12 protein-coding genes are annotated in these 11,802 nt (G+C 68.0%); 10 read left to right on the top strand and 2 right to left on the bottom strand.

Annotated features, from left to right (window positions below):
- Positions 1-10: 10 nt before the first annotated feature.
- On the bottom strand, positions 11-247 hold the full coding sequence (locus tag JZ792_RS23530) for a DUF2277 domain-containing protein (RefSeq protein ID WP_109525075.1): 237 nt from the start codon (positions 245-247) through the stop codon (positions 11-13).
- Between the two features lie 142 nt (positions 248-389).
- Here JZ792_RS23530 and JZ792_RS23525 point away from each other — a divergent pair, with 142 nt between their 5' ends.
- The gene (locus tag JZ792_RS23525) at positions 390-1,211 is read left to right on the top strand and encodes a DUF1266 domain-containing protein (RefSeq protein WP_216913400.1); all 822 of its coding nucleotides are present in this window, start codon (positions 390-392) and stop codon (positions 1,209-1,211) included.
- 22 nt (positions 1,212-1,233) lie between these two features.
- Here the strand turns inward: JZ792_RS23525 and JZ792_RS23520 are convergent, their stop codons facing one another.
- Positions 1,234-2,178 (bottom strand): hypothetical protein, encoded by a 945-nt coding sequence (locus JZ792_RS23520; protein ID WP_216913397.1) that lies wholly within the window; start codon positions 2,176-2,178, stop codon positions 1,234-1,236.
- Between the two features lie 417 nt (positions 2,179-2,595).
- Between JZ792_RS23520 and ftsH the strand changes: the two genes are divergently transcribed.
- The 9 genes from ftsH to panC all read left to right on the top strand — a co-directional run bounded on the left by ftsH (position 2,596) and on the right by panC (position 11,788).
- A complete protein-coding gene (ftsH, locus tag JZ792_RS23515) occupies positions 2,596-5,001 on the top strand; it encodes an ATP-dependent zinc metalloprotease FtsH (RefSeq protein WP_216913395.1) in 2,406 nt (801 codons plus the stop codon).
- 196 nt (positions 5,002-5,197) lie between these two features.
- Positions 5,198-5,785: a GTP cyclohydrolase I FolE gene (gene folE, locus JZ792_RS23510; protein ID WP_109525595.1), complete on the top strand. Its 588-nt coding sequence runs from the start codon at positions 5,198-5,200 to the stop codon at positions 5,783-5,785.
- A gap of 105 nt (positions 5,786-5,890) precedes the next feature.
- Positions 5,891-6,745 (top strand): dihydropteroate synthase, encoded by an 855-nt coding sequence (gene folP / locus JZ792_RS23505; protein WP_216913438.1) that lies wholly within the window; start codon positions 5,891-5,893, stop codon positions 6,743-6,745.
- Positions 6,742-7,164: a dihydroneopterin aldolase gene (folB, locus tag JZ792_RS23500; protein ID WP_216913392.1), complete on the top strand. Its 423-nt coding sequence runs from the start codon at positions 6,742-6,744 to the stop codon at positions 7,162-7,164. Before folP ends, folB begins: the two co-directional genes overlap by 4 nt.
- A 28-nt stretch (positions 7,165-7,192) precedes the next feature.
- Entirely contained in the window at positions 7,193-7,726 is a 534-nt protein-coding gene (gene folK, locus JZ792_RS23495) for a 2-amino-4-hydroxy-6-hydroxymethyldihydropteridine diphosphokinase (protein ID WP_216913389.1), read from the top strand.
- Positions 7,723-8,199 carry a DUF3180 domain-containing protein gene (locus tag JZ792_RS23490; RefSeq protein WP_216913386.1) on the top strand — a complete coding sequence of 159 codons (477 nt, stop codon included), beginning with the start codon at positions 7,723-7,725 and terminating at the stop codon, positions 8,197-8,199. The genes folK and JZ792_RS23490 overlap by 4 nt, the downstream gene beginning before the upstream one ends.
- A 178-nt stretch (positions 8,200-8,377) precedes the next feature.
- On the top strand, positions 8,378-9,742 hold the full coding sequence (locus JZ792_RS23485) for a DUF6779 domain-containing protein (protein WP_216913383.1): 1,365 nt from the start codon (positions 8,378-8,380) through the stop codon (positions 9,740-9,742).
- 124 nt (positions 9,743-9,866) lie between these two features.
- Positions 9,867-10,823, top strand: a complete 957-nt coding sequence (locus tag JZ792_RS23480; protein WP_308165414.1) for a Rossmann-like and DUF2520 domain-containing protein — start codon at positions 9,867-9,869, stop codon at positions 10,821-10,823.
- The gene (gene panC, locus JZ792_RS23475) at positions 10,820-11,788 is read left to right on the top strand and encodes a pantoate--beta-alanine ligase (protein WP_216913379.1); all 969 of its coding nucleotides are present in this window, start codon (positions 10,820-10,822) and stop codon (positions 11,786-11,788) included. The genes JZ792_RS23480 and panC overlap by 4 nt, the downstream gene beginning before the upstream one ends.
- Positions 11,789-11,802 lie beyond the last annotated feature (14 nt).

Raw genomic sequence — 11,802 nt, 5'->3', positions numbered from 1 at the left:
GGTGTCGGCGCTAGTCGCGTAGCGTCGACTGCGCGGCCGACGGCGCGGGTGCGCTCGACAGGTCTGCCAATAGCTGGGTGGTAGCGGATGCGATCGCGGTGACTGCTTTGTCGACGGCGGCCTTGGTGGCGGTGCTCAGGCCGGAGACTCCACCGACCGTTCGCACGTACTGCAGTGCGGCAGCGTAGATTTCCTGCTCGGTTGCGGCAGGCTCGAGGCCACGCAGAAGGGTGATGTTGTCGGGCATGGGTGCACATTAGCCCCCATCTACGTATCACGGCAGAACAAGTTTGCGAGGAGGCCGAAATCTCCCGGAAGAATCTCCCGGAAGACCCACGTGTTGACGATAAGTACGGGACCGACGGAGTTACATGGGGAAGAATCGGAATATGCCTTCCCGCGGTGTACCCCCGTTGACCACATTCCCCTACGACGAACTGGACAAGCGGGAAGAAGATCATTGGTCCGGGTCCGCGGTATCCGATGACGAACTGCGCGCGCTGGCGCTCGGCGGTTTCTATTCGGCCCGCTGGGACGCCTTCCACGACGCGCTACTCCTCGGTCCGGAACGCGAGCACCCGCTCGGTGACCGCCGTGAACTCGCGATCGACACGTTGACCGGCGCGTGGGGCATCACCGACAGCACCGAGGCGCAAGCCTCCATGGAACAGTTGCTCGCCGGGATGCACGCACCGCTCTACGCGCTGGTGCATCCGCTGGTGATGGCGTCCATCAACGCCAGCGAGCGCGATCGCTTCGGTGAACGCGCCGACCGGCACCGCGCATTTCTGCGCCAGGTCGGTTCGTTTCGTGGAATGGACAATCCTGAGGCGCTGGTCCGCGATTACGACATCTGGTCGCAGGCGATCAAAATCGGTTTCACCGATCATCTGGCCCGCCCGTTGCCCAGCGATATCCACGCCTGGGATCTGGCCAGGGTGGTCGCGGTGGCGAGGATGGCGTTCACCGCCGGTTACCTGGAAGCCGATGTGGCCTGGGATTATTTGATGCGCGCGCTTCCGTTGGCGCAGCGCAAATACCGCAATTGGCGTCAATTCGGCGACGCCTATCTCGCCGGGTGGACCTACTGGCAGGCCTGCGAGGATCTCGCCGAACTCAAGAACGGCGGCGTCGACCGGCGCATGGAACTACTGCGCCTGTGGTTGCGCCCGACGAGTCCGTGGCGGCGGATCACGCTCAACGCCGGGTAGCGCTCGGCCCGGCGGCGTCGCGCTATCCGCCGTCGGGCAACGACCGCAGGATGCCCCTGCCGTATCGCTGGAACTGCGTGTCGTCCACCATGCCGAGGGAATGCCGTTCCACCAGCAGTTCCCATTCCGAATACAGCTGTGCCACACCGGGGTCGGCCGGTCCCGCGGCACCGTCGGCGGAATCGCGACGGATCGCGAAATTCACCGCGCAGGTGACCCGCTCGGTATCGGCGCGCTCGGTGCCGGTGAAGTGGAGCGTGACATTGCCGTCGTGCACATCGATACCGGCTTCCCCACGCGCGCCGATCTCGCCGGGCGCGGACGGGACGCCGTCGGTGGTGCGAGCCCACAGCACGGCCGGAATCGGCAGTTCGTGCGCGTATCGCTCACCGGGACCGATCGAGACGAACAACAGCCGTTCGGTGGTCGCGGCGAGCAACCCCTGACCGATTCCCGCGGGCGGATGGGCGACGGCGATCGCGGTCTCCAGCACGTATTCGTCGGGGGTGACGTAACGGTGCAGCGCAGCGACGGCGGATTTCACCTCGCGCCTCGGGGTCATCCTGCGCACCGCGCGCTCGACATCGGCGCGGGTGGGGCCACTCTTGGCCCAGGTGGGAGCGGGCGGATGCAGATCGGGCGCGGCGACGTCGATGCGCTGGCTCGCCAGCACCTGATCGTTGATCCGGTCGACGATCCCCGTCGCGGCGGGGACGTCGTGCTCGGCGATGAGCACGGGAAGCGGGGTGCGGTCGGCGGGCACGCCGGTCAGCACCGGGGTGGGGTAACGCAGAAAGATCTCGATGACGACGGCGTCGTCGGCGCGACGGTTCAGCCTGACCTTGAGTAGGTCGGTGACCGGTACGTCGAGTACGCGCTCGCCTTCGCTCCCCGGCCGTAGGACGATCAATCGTCCGTGACCGTGGCGCACTATCGCTGTGGGTGTCCGTAGCTCGACTATGTCCATACCCCCTGCGCTCTTGTCTGGTGTGGCGTATGCGGGCGACCTGCGCGGCGAAAATCTGTCGCTTCGCCCACCTCCTTCGAGGCCGCTCGACCACTCCGCGATGTTGTGTCGTCGCTCACGATAGGCCGAACATGCCATGATTGTGACCACTCGGGGTAAACCGGAGCGGGGATCTCGGGAACCACCTTCGTTCCCCGGCCGTTTACCTGTCGAACTGCACCAACTGCCGAACTGCGCGATGTATCGAGTAGACCGTACGCGGTAACGTGGCTTGTCCGCATCCGAATCCGTCCCGCACGCGGGTGGGCGAGGGTGTGATCCGACACCGCCACGGCGGGTTGCGACACAGACGCCGCCCGACGTTCCGCTAGGCAGACCGGAGACACCGGAAAGGACTGGCCACCCGGCCGACGCTCTATGAACCGCAAGACAGTGTTTCGCACTCTGGCCATAATCGCGGGCATCCTGCTCGTTGTTTATGCGTTCAGCTATTTCGGTAACGACACGCGCGGCTGGAAGAGCGTCGATACGTCGGTGGCCCTGAGCCAGCTCGAGAACAAGGGCAACGTCAAGAACGTCCAGATCGATGACCGCGAACAGCAGTTGCGGATCGAACTGAACAACGGCAACGACGCCACCGAGGGCGAGAGCAAGATCATCGCCAAGTTCCCCGGCGGCAGTGAGACCTCGGCGCAGATATTCGACGCTGTCCAGAAATCCGGCGCACCGTACGACACGGTGGTCAAACAGGAGAGTCTGCTCACCCAGATCCTGTTGTTCGTCCTGCCGACGGTCATCCTGCTCGGCCTTTTCCTCTTCGTCATGGCTCGTATGCAGGGCGGTGGCCGCGGCGGCATGATGGGCTTCGGTAAATCGAAGGCCAAACAGCTGTCCAAGGACATGCCCAAGACCACGTTCTCCGATGTGGCGGGCGCGGACGAGGCCGTCGAAGAGTTGTACGAGATCAAGGACTTCCTCCAGAATCCGGTGCGCTACCAGGCGCTCGGCGCGAAGATCCCCAAGGGCGTGCTGCTCTACGGTCCGCCGGGAACGGGTAAGACGCTGCTCGCGCGCGCTGTCGCGGGCGAGGCGGGTGTGCCGTTCTTCACGATCTCCGGTTCGGATTTCGTCGAGATGTTCGTCGGTGTCGGCGCCTCCCGTGTGCGCGACCTTTTCGAGCAGGCCAAGCAGAACAGCCCGTGCATCATCTTCGTCGACGAGATCGACGCGGTCGGTCGTCAGCGCGGCGCGGGCCTCGGCGGCGGTCACGACGAGCGCGAGCAGACGCTGAACCAGTTGCTCGTCGAGATGGACGGCTTCGGCGACCGCACCGGCATCATCCTGATCGCCGCGACCAACCGCCCCGACATCCTCGATCCGGCGCTGCTGCGTCCGGGTCGCTTCGACCGTCAGATCCCGGTCGGCAATCCGGATCTCGCGGGCCGCCGCGCCATCCTGCGCGTGCATTCGCAGGGTAAGCCGATCGCCCCCGACGCCGACCTCGACGGTCTCGCCAAGCGCACCGTCGGCATGTCCGGCGCGGATCTGGCCAATGTCATCAACGAGGCCGCGCTGCTCACCGCCCGCGAGAACGGCGCCGTGATCACCGGCGACTCGCTCGAGGAGTCGGTCGACCGCGTCATCGGCGGTCCGCGTCGCAAGAGCCGCATCATCAGCGAGCACGAGAAGAAGATCACCGCTTACCACGAGGGTGGTCACACCCTGGCCGCGTGGGCGATGCCCGATATCGAACCGGTCTACAAGGTCACCATCCTCGCCCGCGGTCGCACCGGCGGTCACGCCATGACGGTGCCCGAGGACGACAAGGGCCTGATGACCCGCTCGGAGATGATCGCCCGCCTGGTGATGGCGATGGGTGGCCGCGCGGCCGAGGAACTGGTGTTCCACGAGCCGACCACCGGCGCGTCCTCCGATATCGACCAGGCCACCAAGATCGCGCGCGCCATGGTCACCGAATACGGCATGAGTTCGCGTCTCGGCGCGGTGCGCTACGGCCAGGAGCAGGGCGATCCGTTCCTCGGCCGCTCGATGGGCGTGAGTTCGGACTACTCGCACGAGGTCGCGGGCGCCATCGACGAGGAGGTGCGCAACCTGATCGAGGCCGCGCACACCGAGGCGTGGTCGATTCTCAACGAGTACCGCGACGTGCTCGACGTCCTCGCGACGGCGCTGCTCGAGAAGGAGACGCTGCACCGCAAGGAACTGGAGCCGTTGCTCGCCGCGGTGCAGAAGCGTCCGCGCATCACCGCGTTCAACGATTTCGGCGATCGGGTGCCCTCGGACAAACCGCCGGTCAAGACGCCGGGTGAACTGGCCGCCGAGCGTGGCGAGCCGTGGCCGCCGGAGGTGGTTCCGCTGCCCGCCGCGGCGACCGCGCAACGCGAGCCCGCGCCCGCCAACGGCTACCCGCCGGAGGGCTACCAGGCCCAGCCGCAGTACGGCCATCCGGGATCCTCGGGCGGCTATCCGACCGGCGGTTACCCCTTGCCGCAGGCCCCGACCCACGCGCTGCCCCGCCAGGGCGGTCCGACGCACGGTTCGCGTCCGGATTACGGCGCTCCCGCGGGCTGGTCGGCTCCGGGCTGGCCGCCACGCGACGAACCGCAGCAGTCGGGACAGCAGGGGTACGGCGGCGGACGGTCCGGCCAGGGCGATCAGCACGGCGGCTACCAGCCGTGGGCCAATCCGCAGCAGGGGCAACCCGGTGCGGATCGCGGATACGACCGCGGCGGCTACGACGAGCCCGCTCAGCAGAACGACGGCGAGAATCGGGACTGGGAAGGACCGAACGGTCGGCACTGATTTTCCGGTGGCCCTGTGAGGCCACCGGAAGCGGCCGATTAGGCTCGACCATCGGGGTGCCTAGTGATTGCTGCACCCGGGATTTTGGAGGTGTCCTCGATTGTCGCCCAAGCATGACGTCGTCGATCAGACGCGCAACGGCTCCGAGGGGGCCGAACGCGGCGGGTCCGACGCGGATCAGACCAGGCCGGAACTCATCGCGGTGGAGAGCGGGCGTCCGTTCGACCAACCGCGCGCCGAGGCGGCCGTTCGAGAATTGCTGATCGCGGTCGGCGAGGATCCCGATCGACCGGGGCTGCTCGATACTCCGGCCCGTGTCGCCCGCGCCTACCGGGAAGTCTTCGCCGGTCTGTACACCGAGCCGGACGCGGTGCTGAACACCACGTTCGACGAGGGACACCAGGAATTGGTGCTGGTCCGCGACATTCCGCTGTACTCGACCTGCGAACACCACCTGGTCTCCTTCCACGGTGTCGCGCACGTCGGCTACATCCCCGGCACACACGGTCGGGTCACCGGATTGTCCAAACTCGCCAGGCTGGTCGATCTCTACGCCAAGCGCCCCCAGGTCCAGGAACGGCTGACCAGCCAGATCGCCGACGCGGTCATGCGGAAGCTGGATCCGCGCGGCGCGATCGTGGTCGTCGAGGCGGAACACCTGTGCATGGCGATGCGCGGTATCCGCAAGCCGGGTGCGAGCACGACCACCTCGGCGGTGCGCGGTCTGTTGCAGACCAGCGCCTCCTCGCGTTCGGAGGCACTCGACCTCATTCTTCGGAAGTGAGGCAGCGGCGGTGGCGGAATCCGGGAGCGCGAGGGTCACAGCGGCGGTGAGCCGGTGACGCGAGTCGGAATCCTCACCCCGCGTTCCGGTCGCGGTTGCGTGGTGATGGGCGTGGTGAACGTCACCAGTGACTCGTTCTCCGACGGCGGCCGGTATCTCGACACCGATCGCGCCGTCGCGCACGGCATCGCGCTGTACGAACTCGGCGCCGACATCATCGACGTCGGCGGTGAGTCCACCCGCCCCGGCGCGATCCGGATCGATCCGGGTACCGAAGCCGCCCGGGTGACCCCGGTGATCCGCGCGCTGGTCGAAGCGGGTGTGCCGACCAGTGTCGACACCATGCGCGCCGACGTGGCCGAAGCCGCCATCGCGGCGGGGGTCTCGATCGTGAACGACGTGTCGGGCGGGCGCGCCGACCCGGCGATGGTGCACGTCGTCGCCGCGGCGGATATCCCGTGGATCCTCATGCATTGGCGGGCAGCGGCCGATTATCGCCACACCGGTCCCGCCGACCACTACGACGACGTCGTCGCCGAGGTGCGCGCGGAACTGAACGCCCAGGTGGACATGGCTGTCGCCGCGGGCGTCGACCCGCACAGACTGCTGCTCGATCCCGGCCTCGGTTTCGCCAAGAACGCCGAACACAACTGGGCCCTGCTCGGTGCGCTGCCGCGGTTGGTGGCCGACGGGCTCCCCGTGCTGATCGGCGCGTCGCGCAAACGTTTTCTCGGCACGCTGCTGGCCGACGAGTCGGGCCCGCGCCCACCCGACGGCAGGGAGACGGCGACCGCGACCATCTCGGCGCTGGCCGCGCTGCACGGTGCGTGGGGCGTCCGGGTGCACGATGTCCGCGCCTCGCTGGACGCGCTCGCGGTGACCGATGCCTGGCGGGCCGCCGCCGATCAACCGCACGCCGCCGCGTCGGCGGGCGCATCGTCACGGGGAGCGACCGGATGACCGAAACGTCCATCATCGATTCCGGCCGTGAGCGCGGCCTCGGTTCCGGTGCGGACCGGATCGAACTACGCGGATTGCGCGTGTTCGGCCACCACGGCGTTTTCGAACACGAGAAGCGCGACGGCCAGGAGTTCATCGTCGATCTCACAGTCTGGGTGGATTTCGCCGCGGCCGCCGCTTCCGACGACCTCGCCGCCACCGTGGACTACGGCGCGCTCGCGGATCGGGCGGTACGGATCGTGTCGGGCACCCCGCGCGATCTGATCGAGACGGTGGTCTCCGAGATCGCCGACGACGTGATGACCGATCAGCGGATCCGCGCCGTCGAAGTGGTCGTCCACAAACCCTCCGCGCCGATTCCGCACACCTTCGGCGATGTCCGGGTGGTCACCTCGCGGACCAGGGCGGTGACCGGATGATCGGGACCGGTGCCCGCGAGGCGCGTTCGTGAGCCGGGCGGTCCTGTCGATCGGTTCCAACATGGGTGATCGGCTCGGCTACCTGCGCGGTGTCGTCGACGGTTTCGGCGATCGGGTCGTGGCGGTGTCCTCGGTGTACTCGACGCCGCCGTGGGGCGGTGTCGATCAGGACGATTATCTGAATGCCGTTGTGCTGGTGGATGATCCGGATTTCGACTGTCGGGATTGGCTGGCCGAGGGGCAGCGGATGGAACAGGTGGCCGAGCGGGTGCGCGTCATCCGCTGGGGTGCGCGCACCCTGGATGTGGACGTGGTCTGGTGCGGTAACGGGACCGAGTCGATCCTCAGCGACGATCCGGTGCTGACGCTGCCGCATCCGCAGGCGCGTCATCGGGCTTTCGTGCTGGTGCCGTGGCTGGAGGTCGAACCGGACGCGACATTGCCCGTCGACGGTGCGGTCCGTCCGGTGCGTGAGCTGCTGGCCGAATTGGCGGCCGAGGAGCGCGACGGGGTGCTGCGGACCGAGTTGTCGCTGTCGGGCGAGCGGGGGAGCGCTTCGTGAAACTCTCACCGACCCGCGTGTTGGATCTGGTGGCGGATTTCCTCGTCGCCACGATCGCGGCATGGATCGCGACCAGGGTCGCCTACAGCAGTTTCCCGCCGATCTCGGTGCTGGCGGGCGCCTCGCTGTATCCGGTGGCCGCGATCGAGTTGGCGCTGGCCTTCGTCATCCGGGCCAGGGTCAATGATCGTGAGATCGGTGACGGCAGGCATCAGTTGCATCCGATCACCGTCGCTCGGGCGGTGGCGCTGGCGAAGGCGTCTGCGCACGTGGGCGCGATCGCCTCGGGGATCTGGCTCGGCTTCTTGTTCTGGGTGTTCCCGCAGCGCGGAACGCTACGCGCGGCCGCCGCCGATTCTCCCGGCGCGATCATCGGCCTGCTCGCGGGAGCCGCCCTGGTCGGCGCCGCGTTGTGGCTCGAGTATTGCTGTCGGGCACCGGAAGACCCGACCGATGATACGGCTACCACTTAGCAATCGTTCCGGGTGGAATCACAGAATGAATTTGTGGGCGGGCGGTCGCATCCGGGCTACCCTGGCGTTCATGGTTTCACCCTCCCGTAGCAGCACTTCCCGTCGGCGACGGGACGAAGCGGGAAAATTGTTCATCGGTACGTTGATCCTTCTCGGGCTGGTTGCCAGCGTTTTCCTGGTGTTCAGCAATAGCCTCCAATTCGTGCGGATCGGACTGGTTGCCGCACTGTGGGCGGCCGCGATCGGTGCGTTGGCCGCGACGAAATTCCGCAAGGAATCCGCGGTCGACAAGGCCAAGGCGCGCGATCTGCAAACCGTCTACGAACTGCAGCTGGAACGCGAGATCACGGCCCGGCGCGAATACGAACTCGGGGTCGAGTCCCGGGTGCGTGAAGAGGTCGGCGCCGACGCCTCCGAAATGGCCGCGCTGCGCATGGAACTGTCCATCCTCCGGCAGAATTTGCAGCGGCTCTTCGACGGTGAGCTACTCGCCGACCGGCCCGCCCTGCGCGCCGACGCCACCAGGATCCAGGAACTCGAGCGCGGCGCCGAACGCCCGGCGAACAATAGCTCCGCGAATGCCGATGGCTGGGGTCCACATCTGCCGCATCCGCCCCGCAGCACCATCACCCCCGTCTTCGAACCGCACCATCCCGAACCGCCCCTCTTCGCGAGCCCGTTCGACGAGCCGGTCACCGCCGAGACCGCGGTCGTGCCGGCAGAGCACGCGGGTGGCATCCGATCGGGCAGGGCCGGGGATTCGGGCGCGGATTCCGACGGTTACCCCACCGGCGGATTCGACGACGGTTACCGATACGCGGACTCCGATCTCGCCGCCGCCGATTACCGCGCCGCGGACAGGTTCGCCACCACCGACGGCTACGGGAACTCCTACCGCGACGGTGATGCGGGTAGCGCCGACAACGGGTACGGGTACGGCGACGGCAATGGATACGGCGACGGCAATGGATACGGCGATGGCGGCGATGACGGCCGTCGCGAACAGTCCGGCAATACCGGCGGATACGACTTCGCCGACGGCTACGACTATTCCGATGACTACGACGAATCGGCCGCGGCGAACGGTGGACGCACGAGCGATTCGTCGGTCTGGTCCGACGCTTTCACCGAGGCGAGGGGCTCCGACGAAGCGAACCGCCGCGCCGAGGAACGTCGCGCCGAGGAACGTCGCGCCGAGGAGCAGCGAGCCGAGGAGCAGCGAGCCGAGGAGCAGCGGGCCGAGCAGCGCAGGGCCGAGGAGCAGCGAGCCGAGGAGCAGCGGGCCGAGCAGCGCAGGGCCGAGGAGCAGCGGGCCGAGGACAAGCGGGCCGAAGAGCGCCGCGCCGCGCAACAGCGCCCCGACCCCACTCCGGCCGCACCGCGCCCGACCACACCGGCCGCTCCGGTGCGCCAGGTCGGCACCGCGCGCCGACGCCGCAGGGTCGACGAGGACTCGGGTTCGGGCAGCCCCTCGCAACGGCTCTCGGTCGCCGAGATCATGGCCAACCTCCAGTCCGAGGAGAACGGCAACGGTCGCGGGTAGCGCAGATCACGCCGGGGGGCATGGCGTCGGCAAATCCCCGGCCGATATCCTCGACTCGTAACGTCTGGTACCCGCCCTGCGGGACTGGAACGACATCGAGAGGACAATGTTGACCTCGAGAAGCGTGACTTCCGACAACGCGCCCGAGAGTTCAGGTAAGGGATCGAAGGATTTCGACCCGGCGCCCGCACGGCTGACGGTGGGAATCGTCTCGGCGGGACGCGTGGGTTCGGCCCTCGGCGCGGCGCTGGAACGTGCCGGACACGTGGTGTTCGGTGTTTCGGCGATTTCCGACGCCTCGGTACACCGGGCGCGGACCAGGTTGCCCGATTCGGAGATCCTGCCGGTCGAGAAGGTGGCCGAGCGCAGTGAACTGCTGCTGCTCGCGGTGCCCGATGCCGAACTGGCCGGCCTGGTACGCGGTCTGGCGAGTTCCGGCGCGGTGCGCGCGGGCACGATCGTGGCGCACACCTCCGGCGCCAACGGCGTGGCCGTGCTCGGTCCGCTCGCGGCGATGGGCGCGCTGCCACTGGCGATTCACCCGGCCATGACCTTCACCGGGCACGACGAGGATGTCGCCCGCCTGGGCAATGCCTGTTTCGGCGTCACGGCGGCCGACGATATCGGCTACGCCATCGCGCAATCGCTGGTCATCGAGATGGGCGGCGAGCCGGTGCGGGTGCGGGAGGAGAACCGCCAGCTCTACCACGCCGCGCTCGCGCACGGCAGTAACCACCTGGTGACGGTAATCGTCGACGCGGTCGCCGTGCTGCGCGAGGCGCTGTCGGGTCAGGGGCTGCTCGGTCAGCAACTGGTCGACGATCAGCCCAACGGCCTGGCCGAGCGGCTGCTCGCACCGCTGGCCTCGGCCGCGCTCGACAATGCCCTGCGTCGCGGTCGCGCCGCGCTGACCGGACCGGTCGCCCGAGGTGACACCGCGGCCGTCGCGGCCCACCTGGAAGCGCTCGACGCCGTTGACCCGCAGGTGGCCGCGAGTTATCGCGCGCTCTCGTTGCGCACCGCCCAATGGGCCGGGACCGATCCCGCCCTGATCGAGCTCCTGGAAGGACGGACCCGATGACGAATCGACCCTCGTACCGGCCGGGTGAGCTGGCCGTGCACCACGATCCGGCCGCGCTCGGCGCGATCGCCAAGGCGCTGCGCGGTGTCGGCCGCACCATCGGCCTGGTGCCCACGATGGGCGCGCTGCACGAAGGTCACCTGGAGATCGTGCGCCGCGCCAAGCGCACCAATCAGGTGGTTATCGTCTCGATCTTCGTCAATCCGCTGCAATTCGGCGCGAACGAGGATCTCGACAAATACCCGCGCACCCTCGACGCCGATGTCGAACTGCTGCGGTCCGAGGGCGTCGATCTGGTCTTCGCGCCCAGCGTCGCCGATATGTACCCCGACGGCCCGCGCACCACGGTGCATCCCGGCCCGCTCGGCGCGGAGCTGGAGGGCGCGAGCAGGCCGACGCATTTCGCGGGCATGCTCACCGTGGTCGCCAAACTGCTACAGATCGCGCGCCCGTCTGAGGCGTTCTTCGGTGAGAAGGACTATCAGCAGCTGACCTTGATCCGGCAGATGGTCCGCGATCTGAATTTCGACGTGAAGATCGTCCCGCTGCCGACCGTGCGCGAGGCCGACGGCCTTGCCATGTCCTCACGCAACCGGTATCTCGATGCCGCGCAACGTGAATCGGCGCTCGCCCTGTCGGCGGCGCTGGCCGCGGGCAGGCACGCGGGCGGTCTCGGCGCCGACGGCGTGCTCGCCGCCGCGCGCACGGTGCTCGACGATGCGCCGGGTATCGAACTCGACTACCTGGAACTGCGTTCATCGACTCTCGAACCGGTCGAGGCTGTCCTTGCCGGGGGCAATGCCCGGCTCCTCGTCGCGGCCAGGGTCGGCCCCACCCGGCTGATCGACAACGCGGCAATCCCGCTCGGCGTCTCGATCGACGGCCATCCGACCGTGTCGGCTTCCCCGACCTCCGAGCCCCGGCAGCCCGGGGCCGATTCCACGCCCGCTCGGGCAGCTCAGTAGGAAAGGCGACACAG

This window comes from Nocardia noduli, assembly GCF_019038455.1.
GTDB classification, from domain to species: domain Bacteria; phylum Actinomycetota; class Actinomycetes; order Mycobacteriales; family Mycobacteriaceae; genus Nocardia; species Nocardia noduli.
Note: the sequence above shows the minus strand (reverse complement) of the source record. Positions and strands in the feature narration are given on the sequence as shown.